At 71.8% G+C, this 15,137-nt stretch carries 12 protein-coding genes and 1 pseudogene; 6 read left to right on the forward strand and 7 right to left on the reverse strand.

Annotated elements, in window-relative coordinates; genetic code table 11:
• The first annotated feature begins 4 nt into the window (after positions 1-4).
• Together ACFVYK_RS17580 and ACFVYK_RS17585 are read left to right on the forward strand one after the other, a co-directional pair.
• Entirely contained in the window at positions 5-1,192 is a 1,188-nt protein-coding gene (locus ACFVYK_RS17580; protein WP_389774474.1) for a dipeptidase, read from the forward strand.
• A 140-nt stretch (positions 1,193-1,332) separates the two neighbouring features.
• A complete protein-coding gene (locus ACFVYK_RS17585) occupies positions 1,333-2,520 on the forward strand; it encodes a dipeptidase (protein ID WP_389774476.1) in 1,188 nt (395 codons plus the stop codon).
• A 73-nt stretch (positions 2,521-2,593) separates the two neighbouring features.
• On the opposite strand, the gene ACFVYK_RS17590 is transcribed toward ACFVYK_RS17585, so the two are convergent.
• The gene (locus ACFVYK_RS17590) at positions 2,594-2,998 is read right to left on the reverse strand and encodes a VOC family protein (RefSeq protein ID WP_389774478.1); all 405 of its coding nucleotides are present in this window, start codon (positions 2,996-2,998) and stop codon (positions 2,594-2,596) included.
• A 129-nt stretch (positions 2,999-3,127) separates the two neighbouring features.
• On the opposite strand from ACFVYK_RS17590, the pseudogene ACFVYK_RS17595 reads away from it, so the two are divergent.
• Positions 3,128-3,248: pseudogene (locus ACFVYK_RS17595) on the forward strand (CGNR zinc finger domain-containing protein); the annotation flags it as partial.
• A gap of 268 nt (positions 3,249-3,516) precedes the next feature.
• On the opposite strand, the gene ACFVYK_RS17600 reads toward ACFVYK_RS17595, so the two are convergent.
• The gene (locus ACFVYK_RS17600; protein WP_389774480.1) at positions 3,517-4,860 is read right to left on the reverse strand and encodes a UDP-glucose dehydrogenase family protein; all 1,344 of its coding nucleotides are present in this window, start codon (positions 4,858-4,860) and stop codon (positions 3,517-3,519) included.
• A gap of 201 nt (positions 4,861-5,061) precedes the next feature.
• Between ACFVYK_RS17600 and ACFVYK_RS17605 the strand changes: the two genes are divergently transcribed.
• The gene (locus ACFVYK_RS17605) at positions 5,062-6,219 is read left to right on the forward strand and encodes an acyl-CoA dehydrogenase (RefSeq protein WP_389774483.1); all 1,158 of its coding nucleotides are present in this window, start codon (positions 5,062-5,064) and stop codon (positions 6,217-6,219) included.
• Between the two features lie 178 nt (positions 6,220-6,397).
• On the opposite strand, the gene ACFVYK_RS17610 is transcribed toward ACFVYK_RS17605, so the two are convergent.
• Positions 6,398-6,958, reverse strand: a complete 561-nt coding sequence (locus ACFVYK_RS17610) for an acyl-CoA thioesterase (protein WP_389774485.1) — start codon at positions 6,956-6,958, stop codon at positions 6,398-6,400.
• A 120-nt stretch (positions 6,959-7,078) separates the two neighbouring features.
• On the opposite strand from ACFVYK_RS17610, the gene ACFVYK_RS17615 reads away from it, so the two are divergent.
• Positions 7,079-8,359: an LCP family protein gene (locus ACFVYK_RS17615; RefSeq protein ID WP_389774488.1), complete on the forward strand. Its 1,281-nt coding sequence runs from the start codon at positions 7,079-7,081 to the stop codon at positions 8,357-8,359.
• Between the two features lie 65 nt (positions 8,360-8,424).
• On the opposite strand, the gene ACFVYK_RS17620 is transcribed toward ACFVYK_RS17615, so the two are convergent.
• Both ACFVYK_RS17620 and ACFVYK_RS17625 read right to left on the reverse strand, forming a co-directional pair.
• A complete protein-coding gene (locus ACFVYK_RS17620) occupies positions 8,425-8,787 on the reverse strand; it encodes a four-helix bundle copper-binding protein (RefSeq protein ID WP_389774491.1) in 363 nt (120 codons plus the stop codon).
• Positions 8,788-8,914: 127 nt separating this feature from the next.
• Complete coding sequence (locus tag ACFVYK_RS17625; RefSeq protein ID WP_389774493.1) at positions 8,915-10,387, reverse strand: LCP family protein; 1,473 nt, start codon at positions 10,385-10,387, stop codon at positions 8,915-8,917.
• Between the two features lie 132 nt (positions 10,388-10,519).
• Between ACFVYK_RS17625 and ACFVYK_RS17630 the strand changes: the two genes are divergently transcribed.
• On the forward strand, positions 10,520-11,551 hold the full coding sequence (locus tag ACFVYK_RS17630) for a glycosyltransferase family 2 protein (protein ID WP_389774495.1): 1,032 nt from the start codon (positions 10,520-10,522) through the stop codon (positions 11,549-11,551).
• Between the two features lie 26 nt (positions 11,552-11,577).
• Here ACFVYK_RS17630 and ACFVYK_RS17635 read toward each other — a convergent pair whose 3' ends face one another.
• Together ACFVYK_RS17635 and ACFVYK_RS17640 are read right to left on the reverse strand one after the other, a co-directional pair.
• Positions 11,578-13,227, reverse strand: a complete 1,650-nt coding sequence (locus ACFVYK_RS17635) for an LCP family protein (RefSeq protein ID WP_389774498.1) — start codon at positions 13,225-13,227, stop codon at positions 11,578-11,580.
• An 80-nt stretch (positions 13,228-13,307) separates the two neighbouring features.
• Positions 13,308-15,092, reverse strand: a complete 1,785-nt coding sequence (locus ACFVYK_RS17640) for an LCP family protein (RefSeq protein WP_389774501.1) — start codon at positions 15,090-15,092, stop codon at positions 13,308-13,310.
• Between the last annotated feature and the right edge of the window lie 45 nt (positions 15,093-15,137).

Below are 15,137 nucleotides of genomic sequence, written 5' to 3' on the forward strand. Positions count from 1 at the left end.
CGAAGTGACGGAGCCGACCTCGCTGGACGCGGCCCGCGAACTCCTGCGCGAGTTCCCGGTCGTCGACGGCCACAACGACCTGCCCTGGGCGCTGCGCGAGCAGGTCCGCTACGACCTCGACGCCCGTGACGTGGCCGCCGACCAGCACGCCCACCTGCACACCGACATCCCCCGGCTGCGGGCGGGCGGCGTCGGCGCGCAGTACTGGTCCGTGTACGTGCGCGCCGACCTGCCCGACCCGGTCCCGGCGACGCTGGAGCAGATCGACTGCGTACGGCGGCTCATCGACCGCCACCCGGGCGATCTGCGCGCGGCGCTGACGGCCGCCGACATGGAGGCGGCCCGCGCGCAGGGCCGTATCGCCTCGCTCATGGGCGCGGAGGGCGGCCACTCCATCGCCAACTCCCTCGGCGTCCTGCGCGGCCTGTACGCGCTCGGCGTGCGGTACATGACGCTCACCCACAACGACAACGTCGACTGGGCGGACTCCGCCACCGACGAGCCGAGGGCCGGCGGGCTGACCGCGTTCGGCCGCGCGGTCGTGCGGGAGATGAACCGCGAGGGCATGCTGGTCGACCTCTCGCACGTGGCGGCGACCACCATGCGTGACGCGCTCGACGCCACGAGCGCGCCGGTGATCTTCTCCCACTCCTCCGCCCGCGCGGTGTGCGACCACCCCCGCAACATCCCCGACGACGTCCTGGAGCGCCTGCCCGCCAACGGCGGCATGGCGATGGTGACGTTCGTGCCGAAGTTCGTCCTCCAGGCCGCGGTCGACTGGACGGCCGCGGCCGACGACAACATGCGCGCCCACGGCTTCCACCACCTCGACACCACCCCCGAGGCGATGAAGGTGCACCGGGCCTTCGAGGAGACCCGCCCCCGCCCGGTCGCCACCGTCGCCACGGTCGCCGACCACCTCGACCACATGCGCGAGGTCGCCGGCGTCGACTGCCTCGGCATCGGCGGCGACTACGACGGCACGGCCTTCACCCCCGCGGGCCTGGACGACGTCTCCGGCTACCCCCACCTGATCGCGGAGCTGCTGGACCGCGGTTGGTCGAGGACCGATCTCGCCAAGCTGACCTGGAAGAACGCCGTGCGGGTGCTGGGCGCGGCCGAGGGCGTGGCCCGCGACCTGCAGGCGACGCGCGCGGCCTCCCACGCGACGATCGAGTCGCTGGACGGCTGACCCCCGCCGACCGGGGCGGACGGGCGGGCCGGTGCGACCGGTCCGCCCGTCCGCATACCCCCGAACGCCCCGTCCACCAGGAAGCGCGTCGCCCGCCGTGCGACGGTGACCGTACTGCTGACCGACGTACGGAGACCGTCATGGCCGACCTCCAGGACGAACTGAACGCCCTCCCCGAGGCCGGCGAGCTCCAGGACCGGGCGCAGACAGCCCCCTTCGCCCCGCAACCGCCTCCGAGGGCCGACAGGAGCCCGCGCGGGCCGCACGGCGGGCAGCGGAGCGAGCCGGAGAGCGGCCCGCTGGAGCGCGCCCGGGCGCTCCTCGCCGCGCACCCCGTCGTCGACGGCCACAGCGGCCTGCCCTGGGCGCTGCGGGACCTGCCCTGGTACGACCTGCGGCTCGGTGAGAGCGGCGTCGAGACCGACGTGCTCCGGCTGCGCGAGGACCATGTGGCCGCGCTGCTGTGGTCGCTGCACCTGCCCGAGGCGCTCGCGGGCGACCGGGCCGTCGGCGCCACCCTGGAACAGCTGGACCTCGTCCGTTCGGTGATCGCCGAGCATCCCGAGGGCCTGCGGCTGGCCCGCAGCGCCGGGCACGTCATCGACGCCCGCAACTGCGGCCGGGTCGCCGTCGTCCTGGGCCCGGCCGACGCCGCCGCGCTCGACGACTCGCTGGGCATCCTGCGCGTGCTGCACTCCCTCGGGCTGCGCGTCCTCACCCTGGCCGGTGCCTCGTGGGCGGGCGAGGCGGGGCTGACCCGGTTCGGCGAGGAGGTCGTGCGGGAGATGAACCGGATCGGCGTGCTCGCCGATCTCTCCGGCGCCTCCGACGCCACGATCGGCCGCGCCCTCGCGCTCTCCAAGACGCCGGTCCTGTGCACCCGCTCCGGTGCCCGCGCCCTGCGCGCCCACCGCGACAACCTGTCCGACGCCCTGCTGGCCGAGCTGGGGGCCGCCAAGGGGCTGTGCCTGGTGCCGTTGTCGGCCGAGCGGACCGGGCCGACCGTGCAGGACGTCGCCGACCACCTCGACCACGTCCGCGCGCTGGCCGGCCCCGAATGCGTCGGCCTGTCCGGCGCCCACGACCCCGGCGCCCAGGACCCGGGCAGCCGCGCCGGCGACGCGTACGTCCCCGGCGCCGCGCCCGGTTACCCGCACCTGGTCGCCGAGCTGCTCACCCGCGGCTGGCCGGAGACCGACGTCGCCCTGCTGACCTGGGGCAACGTGCAGCGCGTCCTGCGCTCGGCCGACTTCGCGGCGCGCGCGGCACGAGAACGCCGCAAGCCGTCGACGGCACGCATCACCGACCTGGACGCGACGGCCGACTAGAACCCGCTGGGCGCGCGCGGGGCCGGCGGGCCGGGGCGATCCGCGGCCGGGACCGGCCCGCCGGACCTCGCGCTCAGGACAGGGGCTGCTCGACGCGGCACAGGCAGAACGGGTGGCCCGCCGGGTCGGCGTACACCTGGAAGTCCTTCGTCTCGCGGTCTTCCAGGTCCAGCGGACGTGCGCCGAGCTTCAGCACCCGCTCGTGGGCCTCGTCCAGCTCCTCCCAGGTGGCGCCGGCGTCGAGGTCGAGGTGGAACTGCTGCGGGTTGCGGTCCGCGCGCGGCCACTCCGGCGGGGTGTAGTCCTCCACCTGCTGGAAGGCGATGCGGGGACCGCCGGGCACGTGCAGCACGTACCAGTCGTCCGCCCCGTCCTCGGCCTCGGGCGTGCCGCCCAGGACCGCCGCGTAGAACGCGGCGAGCGCGCGCGGATCGGGACAGTCGAGCACGACGGAGCGGAAGCGGGCGACGGGCGGCATGGAACCCTCCTGAGCAGGACGTGAAGCGGGCGTCGGCCGCCGCGTGGGTCTCGGCGGCGGCACAGGCAGAACGGGTGCCCAGCAGGGTCGGCGTACACACGCCGACCCCGTGAACGGTCCTCCGCGTCGGCCTGCGAGGCCGTGACCTGCCAGTGGGCCTACTACGGCGGCGGCCCCGGTCGGCCGGGGCCGCCGGTGCTCTACGCAGGTGTGCGGGGCGCGCGCCGAGATGCGTCGGTACCGGGCGAAGGAGTTCACCGGCCGGGGCACAGCTCGGTGGTGCAGAATGCAGCAAGACGCCGGTTCGGCCGACTGAGCCTCGGCCGAACCGGCGTCGTCCCGTCCGGCCGTCCGGCGTCGTCCCGTCCCGCGTCGTTCGAAGCCGTGTCGTCCCGTCCGGCGTCGTGCCGTCCGGCGTCGTTCGAAGGTGTCGTCCCGTCCGGCGTCGTCCAGCCCCGCGTCGTCCAGTCCCGCGTCGTCCCGTCCGGCGTCGTGCGCGGTCGTGTCGTCCGCGGCCGCTACGCGGTCGGCCGGCCCATGGCCCGGTAGGTCCACCCCGCCTTGCGCCACAGCTCCGGGTCCAGCGCGTTGCGTCCGTCCAGGATCAGCCGGGTCGTCGCGACCTCGCCGAGCGCCGCCGGGTCGAGATCGCGGAACTCGCGCCACTCGGTGAGATGCAGCACGGCGTCCGCGCCCCGCACGGCGTCGAGCGCCGAGTCGGCGTAACCCAGGGTCGGGAAGAGCCGGCGGGCGTTCTCCATGCCCTTCGGGTCGTACACGGTGACCTGGCCGCCCTGCAGATGGATCTGCCCGGCGACGTTGAGCGCGGGCGAGTCGCGGACGTCGTCCGAGTCGGGCTTGAAGGTGGCGCCCAGCACGGCGATCCGCTGGCCCAGGAAGGAACCGCCTCCCAGCTCCTGCCGCGCCAGCTCGACCATCCGCCCGCGCTGGCGCATGTTGATCGAGTCGATCTCGCGCAGGAAGGTCAGCGCCTGGTCGGCCCCCAGCTCGCCGGCCCGGGCCATGAACGCGCGGATGTCCTTGGGCAGACAGCCGCCGCCGAACCCGATCCCCGCCCGCAGGAACTTCCTTCCGATCCGGTCGTCGTAGCCGATGGCCTCGGCCAGTTTGGCGACGTCGCCGTCGGCGGCCTCGCAGACCTCCGCCATGGCGTTGATGAAGGAGATCTTGGTGGCGAGGAAGGAGTTGGCGGACGTCTTCACCAGCTCGGCCGTGGGGAAGTCCGTGACGACGAACGGGGTGCCCTCCCCGACGGGCGTCTCGTACACCTGCCGCAGCAGCGCCTCGGCCCGCTCGCTGCGCACCCCGACGACGATCCGGTCCGGGTGCAGCGTGTCCTGCACCGCGAAGCCCTCCCGCAGGAACTCCGGGTTCCAGGCCAGCTCGGCGTCCTCGCCCGCGGGCGCGAGGCCGGCGATCGTGCGGGCCAGCCGGTCGGCCGAGCCCACCGGCACGGTCGACTTGCCGACCACGAGGGCGGGCCGCGTCAGGTGCGGGGCGAGGGAGGCGACGGCGGACTCGACGTACGACATGTCGCAGGCGTACTCGCCGTGCTTCTGGGGCGTGTTGACGCAGACGAAGTGGACGTCGCCGAAGGCTCCCACCTCGGCCCAGTCCTGGGTGAACCGCAACCGCCCGCTGGATCCCTCGAACCCGGCCACGTGGCGGCGCAGCAGCTCCTCCAGCCCCGGCTCGTACATGGGGGTCTCACCGCGTTCGAGCATCTCGATCTTCTCGCGCACGACGTCGAGCGCGAGCACCTCGAAGCCCAGTTCGGCCATGGCCGCGGCGTGCGTGGCGCCGAGATAGCCGGTGCCGATCACGGTGATCTTGAGGGCCATGGATGCTCCTGGTGGGGGTTGCCGTCGCTGCGCGCCCGAGCATAGTCGGGGCGTGCCGACGCCCCTCACCGGGCAGATCACCCCGGTGGAGATCCCTTGTCGCCAAGCTCACGTACTACGGGCATCGGCAGACCCTTAAAATTCGAGTTACTTAACGGTAATTAGCGTCGGTAAACGCAGCGTCTTTGGAGTGTGGACATCTTGGCCGGATCGGCTGACTTCGACCTGTACCGCCCGTCCGAGGAGCACGACATGCTCCGCGACGCCATCCGCTCACTGTCCGAGGCGAAGATCGCGCCGTTCGCCGCGGCGGTGGACGAGGACTCACGCTTCCCGCAGGAGGCGCTGGACGCGCTGGTGGCGAGCGACCTGCACGCCGTGCACGTCCCCGAGGAGTACGGCGGCGCGGGCGCCGACGCCCTCGCGACGGTCATCGTGATCGAGGAGGTGGCCCGCGTCTGCGTGTCCTCCTCCCTGATCCCCGCGGTGAACAAGCTGGGCTCGCTCCCGGTGATCCTCTCCGGCTCCGACGACCTGAAGAAGAAGTACCTCTCGCCGCTGGCCAAGGGCGACGCGATGTTCTCCTACGCCCTCTCCGAGCCGGACGCGGGCTCCGACGCGGCCGGCATGAAGACGAAGGCGGTCCGCGACGGCGACCACTGGATACTCAACGGTGTGAAGCGCTGGATCACCAACGCCGGCGTCAGCGAGTACTACACGGTCATGGCCGTGACGGACCCGACGAAGCGCAGCAAGGGCATCTCCGCCTTCGTCGTCGAGAAGTCCGACCCGGGCGTCTCCTTCGGCGCCCCGGAGAAGAAGCTCGGCATCAAGGGCTCCCCGACCCGCGAGGTCTACTTCGACAACGTGCGCATCCCGGCCGACCGCATGATCGGCGAGGAGGGCACGGGCTTCGCGACCGCCATGAAGACCCTGGACCACACCCGCATCACGATCGCCGCGCAGGCTCTCGGGGTCGCCCAGGGCGCCTTCGACTACGCCAAGGGCTACGTCCAGGAGCGCAAGCAGTTCGGCAAGCCGATCGCCGACTTCCAGGGCATCCAGTTCATGCTCGCCGACATGGCCATGAAGATCGAGGCGGCCCGCCAGCTCACGTACGCGGCGGCGGCCAAGTCCGAGCGCCTGGACTCCGACCTCACCTTCCAGGGCGCGGCCGCCAAGTGCTTCGCCTCGGACGTGGCGATGGAGGTCACCACGGACGCCGTCCAGCTCCTCGGCGGCTACGGCTACACCCGCGACTACCCGGTCGAGCGGATGATGCGCGACGCCAAGATCACCCAGATTTATGAGGGCACGAACCAAGTCCAGCGGATCGTGATGGCCAGGAACCTTCCCTAGCGGTCCTTCGCGCAGGTCGGACGCGGTCGCGCAGATCGAGCGCGCGGCCGCCGACCGACCCGGCCGGCCCGGCCCCCGGCGAGCTGCCGGGGGCCTTCGCCGTCGCGGACGACCGAGGCGCTCCGCCCCGCTACGACGTCCGCCCCGCCATGACGTCCGCCCCGCCAAGATGTCCGGCTCAGTCCTCGAAGCCCTCGGCCACCCGGCGCTCGCGCAGCTCCATGATCGCCCGGCGTCGGGCCAGGCGGTGGGTGCGGCGGATCTGGGCCTCCTGGTAGCGGCGTTCGTCGCGTTCGGTCTCCGGGAGGACCGGCGGGACCGCGCGGGGCTTGCCGTCGGCGTCGACGGCGGCGAAGACCAGGTAGGCCGAGCCGACCTGGGTCGCCGGGGCGGACTCGTTCCAGCGTTCGGCCAGCACCCGCACCCCGACCTCCATCGAGGTCCGGCCGGTCCAGTTGACCTGGGCCTTCACATGGACGAGGTCACCGACGCGGACCGGTTCCAGGAACGCCATCTCGTCCATGGACGCGGTGACCGCGGGCCCGCCGGAGTGCCGGCCGGCCACCGCGCCCGCCGCGTCGTCGACGAGTTTCATGATCACCCCGCCGTGCACCGTCCCCAGCAGGTTGGTGTCGGCGTGGGTCATGATGTGGCTGAGGGTGGTGCGGGACGCGGACGTGGGCTTGCCCGGGATGTCCGAGCTGCTGCCCGAGTCCGCCGCGGTGACCTGGTCTGTCATGTCCTCCACCTTATGCCGAGGGGGACAACCCGGGACTTTGTGTCAGCTTGGCAACAGCGCGGCCCTGATTCTCCGACGACCCTTGTACGGCACACTGCCCTGCCCTGCACACTGGTCCGCATGAACGATTGGCCCGAGGGATGGTCCGACAGGGACCGCGGCAACCGGTACGGCAGCGGCAGCGCCGGCGCAGAGCCCGAGAGCGCGCGCGTCATGCGGCAGGTCCGCCGTGGCCCGACGGCCCCGCCGCAGGGAGCCGGCGTCCCGCCGCAGCCGTCGTACGTCAACGGCCAGGGGTCCGGCGACTACACCAACGCCCAGCAGACCGGTTACGACAGCGGTTACAGCTCGGGCCAGGTCTACGGGGGCGGCGGCGACTCCGGCGGGCCCGGCGACTTCGACGCCCGCGCCCCGCGTCCCGCGCCGAACTGGCGCCGCCGCATCAAGTGGACGGCGATCTCGCTCGTCACGGTGCTGGTCGTCACGACCGTCGGCACGTACTTCTGGGCCGACGGCAAGCTCAAGCGCGAGGTCGACCTGTCGAAGGTCATCGACCGGCCCGAGGGCGGCGACGGGACGAACTACCTGATCGTCGGCTCGGACAGCCGCGAGGGCATGTCCGCCGAGGAGAAGAAGAAGCTGCACACCGGCTCCGCCGAGGGCAAGCGCACGGACTCGATGATGATCCTGCACGTCGGTTCCAACGGAGACACGCTGGTCTCGCTGCCGCGCGACTCGGACGTGGAGCTCCCGACGTTCGTCGGCTCCGAGTCCGGCAAGACCTTCAAGGGCACCGGACGGCACGTGAAGCTGAACGCCGCGTACGCGACGGACGGCCCGGAGCTGCTCGTGCGCACCATCGAGTTCAACACCGGCCTGCGCATCGACCACTACGTGGAGATCGGTTTCGCCGGCTTCGCGAGCATCGTGGACGCGGTGGGCGGCGTCGAGATCACCATCGACAAGGCCTTCAAGGACAAGTACTCGGGCGCCGACTTCCAGGCGGGCAAGCAGAAGCTGAACGGCGAGGAGGCGCTGGCCTTCGTCCGCACCCGGCACGCGTTCGCCGCGTCCGACCTGCAGCGGACCAAGAACCAGCAGAAGTTCCTCGCCGCCCTCGCCCACGAGGTGGCGACTCCCGGCACGGTCCTGAACCCCTTCAAGCTGTACCCGACGCTGAGCGCCGGACTGGACACGCTGATCGTCGACAAGGACATGGGCCTGTACGACCTGGGGTCCATGTTCTTCGCGATGAAGGGCGTCAACGGCGGTGACGGCACCTCGCTGAACATGCCGATCTCGGGCTCCAGCGGCGGCAACCTCGTCTGGGACAAGGCGAAGGTGAAGCAGCTGGTGAACGAGCTGAACAACGACGAGAAGGTCACCGTCTCCGGCGGCTGAGGCCGGCGCGGGCACAGTCCAGGGGCGTCCTCGGGGGGCGCCCCTGAACGCGTTGTCGGCGACGGTCACATGGTGGCGCCCGCCATCGTGCGGCACATCTCGGCGCAGCGGCGACAGGACTCGGCGCAGCGCATCATCTGGGGATCGTCCGGCATGGCCGTACACGCCTCGGCGCACATGTCGCAGGCCTGGGCGCACAGGGCGCACATCTCGGCCGACATGGGCGAGCGCCGCATCATCATGTCGGCGCACATGCGGGTCGTCTCGGAGCAGTCCATGAGCGCGCGCATGATCTGCATCTGGGCCTGGCCGCCCATCTGCAGGCAGGAGCTCATGGTCTCCTCGCACAGGCTGTGGCAGGACATGCACGCCTCGACGCAGTCCTGCATCTGCCGGCTCATCGGGGTCATCGTTCCGGGCTGGGTCATGGCTCCTCCTGAGGATCCTGGGAGTGCGGGGGAGGCAGCCGGGCTGCTCCCGGCAGCGCCCGCTCTCCTGTCCTACGCCCTCCGGGCGCCGCGCGCCATCAGAGCGGTCTCCCGCACCGAGCGCCCCTCACGGGCTCTCCTGGGCGCACCCCACCTCGTCGCCCCGGACGACCCCGAACTCGCCCTGTTCCGCCTCCGCCGCCCGCACCGTGCGCACCTGCCGGAAGTCCGCGCCCGCGGTCACCTTCAGGGTCGGCCCGAGCCCCTTGACGGCGCGCAGTTCGCTGCCCGGCAGGGCGGCCGCGAGGGATTTCGCGGAACGGTCCCAGCGGGGGTCGTAGGCGACGACCGTGCGCCGGGCGACAGGACCGGTCGCGGCGACCGGCTGCCGGGTCGTGCGAAAGCCCACCGCCGCCAGCGCCGCGTCCACCCGCCGGCCGAGCCCCGGCGTGCGGGTGCCGTTCTCGACCTGCACCCGGATCTGCTGCGGGGCCACCGGCACCCGTACGACCCGGCGGCTGATCGCCCGGGCCGTCACCGCGAGGGGCTCGTCGTCGCGCAGGGACGCGAACAGGCGCGCGGACTTCGCCGGGTCCCACTGCAGCGTCGAGCCGATGCCCCTCACCAGGAATCCCATCCGGCCGATGGGCACGGTCGCGAACTCGGAGGAGGCGGGCGAGAAGGAGCGCATGGCCCGCCCGAGGTCGAGCAGTTCGTCGGCGCCGAAGCCGCGGTCGGCCCGCACCGAGCCGAGCACCGCTCGGGTCACGTCCCGGAACCGCAGCGGGTTCAGCAGGACCCCGGAGGAGGTCGCCCGGTCCACCAGGGCCGCCAGGAAGCGCTGCTGGCGCTTCATCCTGCCCAGGTCGGAGGAGGCGTCCGCGTGCCGGGAGCGCACGTACTGCAGCGCCTCGCCGCCCTGGAGGGTGTGCCGGCCCGGCGCCAGGTCCAGGCCCGTGTACGCGTCCTTCAGGGGCAGCGCCGTGCAGATCGGCACCCCGCCGAGGACGTCCACCGTCTTCATGAAACTGGTGAAGTCGACCTCCAGATAGTGGTCGATCTTCACGTGCGTCATGTTCTCCACCGTGCGGACCGTGAGCTGCGGACCGCCCTCCGCGTACGCCGCGTTGAGCCTGATCGGGTGGCCGCCGTGCTCCTTGCCGGTCACCTGGTCGGTGTGCGGGGGCGTCAGCGCGTACGAGTCGCGCGGGAGGCTGACCACGCTGGCCCGCTCCCGGTCCTCCGAGATGTGCACGATCATGATCGTGTCGGTGCAGTGGCAGGGAGCTCCGCCCAGGCGGTACCGGCGGCGTTCCTGCGGCGTGATCCGGTCGCGGCCGTCGGTGCCGACCAGCAGGACGTTCATGCCGTGGCCGGCCCTCGGCCGGTTCTTCATGTCCTTGAAGGGGTCGACCCGGGCGATGTCCGCGTCGAGGCTGCTGATCACCGAGTGACCGATGCCGGCGGCGGCCAGGAGCACCACGGACAGCGTGCTCGCCGCCCGCACGGCCCAGCGGGGGCGTGCGCGTCGGGCGGGGGGACGCGGCGGACGGCGCCGCCGGTGGGGGCGGCGCGGGAACCGGGACGGCGTGACGGGCATACGGGGCACCTCCGGGCGGCGGCCGTAGGGCGTGGCAGCCGTTGGAACGGTAGGCCCATACGATCTGCCGACCGGTGCAGCGCACCCGGCGGGGCGGGCCGTGTCCCCCGTTCGCGGTAACGTGAGCCCCCTATGAACGCCAAGCCCGACGTGCGGCTCCCCGCAGTGTCCGTCATCATGCCCGTCCTCAACGAGGAGCGGCATCTGCGCGGAGCCGTCCAAGCGATCCTCGCGCAGGAGTACGCCGGCGAGATGGAGGTCGTGATCGCCATCGGTCCGTCCACGGACCGCACGGACGAGATCGCGGCCCAGCTCGTAGCCGAAGACCCGCGCGTGCACACGGTCCCCAATCCCACCGGGCGCACGCCCGCCGCGCTCAACGCCGCGATCAAGGCCTCACGCCATCCGGTCGTCGTCCGCGTCGACGGGCACGGCATGCTCTCGCCGAACTACATCGCCACCGCCGTGCGGCTCCTGGAGGAGACCGGCGCGCAGAACGTCGGCGGCATCATGCACGCCGAGGGCGAGAACGACTGGGAGCACGCGGTCGCCGCGGCCATGACCTCGAAGATCGGGGTCGGCAACGCCGCCTTCCACACGGGAGGACAGGCCGGCCCGGCCGAAACCGTGTACCTCGGCGTCTTCCGGCGGGCGGCGCTGGAGCAACAGGGCGGCTACAACGAGGAGTTCATCCGGGCCCAGGACTGGGAGCTGAACTTCCGGATCAGGGAGGCCGGCGGGCTGATCTGGTTCTCGCCCGAGCTGAAGGTGTCCTACCGGCCGCGCCCCAGCGTCAGGGCGCTCGCCAAGCAGTACAAGGACTACGGCCGTTGGCGGCACGTCGTCGCCCGCTACCACGAGGGCTCCATCAACCTGCGCTACCTCGCCCCGCCCACCGCGGTGTGCGCGATAGCCGCCGGCATCGTGGTGGGCGCCGTGCTCACCCCGCTCGGCTTCCTGATCCCGGCCGGCTACCTCGCCGCGATCGTCGCCGGCTCGCTGCCGGCCGGCAAGGGGCTCCCGGCGAAGGCACGGCTGCAGATCCCCGTGGCCCTCGCCACCATGCACATGTCGTGGGGGTTCGGCTTCCTGACCAGCCCGAAGGCGCTGGCCAGGAAGGTCATCGCGTCACGTCGGCCCGCGGTGCTCAGCGACGCGCACTGAGCACCGAGAGGCCCCCCGGACCCGGACTACCAGACGTAGTCCGGGTCCACGTGCATGCACTGGCTGGTGTCGGAGGCGTTGATCGCGCCGGCCGTGTCGGGCGTCCTGTCGTTCTTCACCGGCGCCTTGTACGTCGTCCCCGACCGCCAGTCCGCGCCCACGACGAGCGTGACGCCGGAGACGCCGGTGGACTTCTTCACCTGGCCCGCCGGGACGCCGAGAGCCTTGGCGACCGCCAGGGCGTCGCCCTGCAGGTCGTCGCTCGGGTAGCTGACCACGGTCTTCGCCACGGCCGTGGCCGCGGAGGTGTCCGCGACGGCCTGGGTGAAGCCCTTGCCGGCCAGCGCCTGCGCCACCGTCGTCGCGCGGCCGCGGACCGCGGCCCGGGTGTCCGTGGAGGTGCCGTTGTGGATCTGCACCGCGATTCTGTCGTTCGCGGCCGCCGGGTCGGCGACCGCCGTCGGCGCGGGGGAGGCGGTGGCCTTGGCGGCGTCCTTGCCGTCCAGGGCGATGTCCTCGCGCACCAGACGGAACAGCTGCCCGGCGTCCTCGGTGGGCACCACCCGTTCGCCCTGGTAGCGGTTGGGCATCGTCGTCATCGTGATGCGGTCGGTGGGCACCTTCTGCAGCTCGCCCGCCAGGTCGTACATCTTGCCGATGGTGTCCAGGCCGTCGTCGACGGTGATGGCCTTCGTGGCCGCCTCGGCGAGTTTGCGCAGCTTGTTGGGGTTGGTCAGCTTCGCGCTGGCGCGCAGCTCGCGGACCATCGAGTTCATGTACATGTGCTGCGCCTTGGCGCGGGCGAGGTCGGTGTCGTCCTCGAAGCCGTAGCGGGTGCGCAGCCACTGCAGGGCCTGCTCGCCCTTGACGGAGTGCGTGCCCTTCTCCAGCTTCAGGCCGGAGCCCTTGCCGGCGCTGGTGTGCGAGTGGACGTTGGCGTCCACGCAGACCGGGACGCCGCCGATCGCGTCCGCCATCGAGACGACGCCGGAGAAGTCGATCATCATGAAGTGGTCGATGTGGATGTCGGTGAGCTTCTCCCAGGTGGCCACCGTGCAGCCCGGGCCGCCACGGCTGAGCGAGGCGTTGGTCATCTCGCCGCGCACCGCCGGGTAGGTCTTCGCGTCGTCGGGGTCGGTGCACTTGGGGATGTCCAGCAGGGTGTCGCGCGGCATGCTCACCACCGACATGTTGCTGCGGTCCGCCGAGACGTGCAGCAGCATCTGGACGTCCGCCAGCGGGGGACCGCCGAAGTCGTACTTGGCGCCGCCCAGCTTCTGGTTGGCCGCGGTGTCACGGGCGTCCGAGCCGATCAGCAGGATGTTCAGCGCCGTCTGGCCGGCCGAGTTGGCGTGGGTGCCGGCCGCCCGGTCCTTGGCGTCGCCGATGTTCAGGTCGTCGTGCCTGATGTTCGCGTTGAGGTGTTCGTAGTAGAGGTATCCGGCCCCCGCGCCGCCGAGTATCACCACCGCCAGCACGGTCGCCGACCAGCGCAACGCGCGTCGACGTCTGCGTCTGCGATCCGTCTCCCGGCCGACCGCCCGGCCGCTTCGGCGTCCGCGGCCGCGTCTGCCGCCCTCCTCGGCCGCGGTCTGATCGCGTTGTTCCCGCTCGGTCGATGACGTCGTGTCCTCGGCCGTGGGAACCTCCCCCCGCACCCCGCTGCTCCCCGTCATTGCCCTGCCCCTCCCCGCCGTGCGCCTGACACGGGCCCGTCCCGCGTCCAGTCAGACGCACGACGGGCCCGAAGGGTTACCTACTTGGCGCACTGGACCTTGTCGGCTGTGGACTTCTGTACCGTGTCGGGCACCTTCGCCGCCGTGAGCGAAACGCCGGCGCCCTTGAAGTCCTTGCCCAGCGTCAGGGTCATGGTCGGCAGACCCTGCGCGTTCTCCACGCTCCTGCCCGGCTTGAGGGCGGTCCCGGGCAGCCCCATGACCGCGGCCAGCTTGCGTGCCTGGGCGGCCTGGTCGGGCGCGTACTCGAGGGTCGTCTTCGCCAGCGGCGCGGGCGCGTTGCCGGCGTTCTCGGACTTCGTCACGCCCTCATCATTCTGCAACCAGCTGAGAGTCTCCTGTGCGCTGCCGGGGGGCGCTCCGCCGTTCATGACCTGCACCCGCACCTCGGAGGCGGCGGACTGAGCGCCCTTCAGGCGGGCCGCGGCCGCCTTGGCCGCCGCGTTCTTCGAGGCCGCGGCCTGCTGCTTGACCGCGGTGAACGAGACGTCGTCCCTGATCATCTGGAAGACGGTGGGCGCCGCCGAGTTGTCGAGGACGACCGTGGCCTTGACCTTCTCGGCCGGGTTGTCGACGACCGGCACGGTGGTGAAGGTCAGGTTCTTGATGTCGAGCTTGCCCAGTTCCAGCCCCAGGTCCTTCAGCTTGTTGATGCTGTCGAGCTGGGAGTCGACGGTCAACGCCTTCGTGCCCGCCTCCGCCAGCTTGATCATCTTGGTGGGGCTGGAGAGCGTGTCGTTCGACTTCAGCTTGCGCATCAGGGCGCTGAGGAACTGCTGCTGGATCTGGATCCGGCTCAGGTCGCCGCCGAAGCCGACCGAGTGCCGGGTGCGCACGAAGGCCAGCGCCTGCTCGCCCTGGATCAGGTGGGTGCCCTTGGACAGCTTCAGGTGGGAGTCGGCGTCGTCGATGTCCTTGGCCAGGCACACCTCTACCCCGCCCACCGCGGTGGTCAGCGTCTTCACCGCGTTGAAGTCGGCGACCATGAAGTTGTCCGCCTGGATCCCGGTCAGCTCGGTGACCGTGCGCACGGTGCAGGACGGCGTGCGGTCGTCCTGTCCGAGGCTGGTGTTGAAGCGGACGCCGTCCGTGCCCTTGATGACCTTGGTGGTGCCGTCCGCCTGCGCGGTCTGGCAGTCCGGGACGTCCACGATCAGGTCGCGCGGGATGCTGAGCGCGGTGGCGTTCGTCCGGTCCTTGCTGACGTGCAGCAGGATCGTGGTGTCCGCGTGGCCGACGCTGCCGGAGTCGCCGTAGCCCTCGTTGCCGGAGCCGGTGCGCTTGTCGGTGCCGATCACCAGCAGGTTGATGGCCTTGTCCTTGCTGAACCCGCCGGTGCTCGCGCCGTCGTCGGAGACGGACGTGATGTTGTCGTTGAGGTGCTCCAGATACAGGTAGGCGGCGCCGGCCGTGCCCACGACCACGAAGGCCATGATCCCGCCGGTCCACACCAGGATCTTCTTCGCCCGCGACTTCTTCTGCACCGGCCGCCGGCCGCGCCGGCTCGCCGGTTCCTCCGGCGGCGCGCCGCGTCGCCGGCGCGGACCGGGCACGTCGGCGCCCGCCGTCACCGTCGCCTTCGTGGGCGAGGACGGCGAGCGCCGCTCCGGATCCGCGGCGCGTGCGCGCGCCGGCTCCCGCTCTCCGCCACCGGTCCTGCCGGAGCCGGATCTACGGGGTCCGGGCACCGGCGACTGCGCTGCGGAAGGACTCAGTCGCAGTTCGTATTCGCCGGTGCTCGGGTTGAGTACCCACTGGTCTGCGGGGTCGATGTTCTCCGCCCGCCCACGGCTTTGCGCGTCCACGGTTGTCCGAATCCTCCGTCGGGGCCACGCGGCGCCTCTCCCCCA

The sequence above is a fragment of the Streptomyces sp. NPDC058291 genome, assembly GCF_042880855.1.
Taxonomy (GTDB): Bacteria; Actinomycetota; Actinomycetes; order Streptomycetales; family Streptomycetaceae; genus Streptomyces.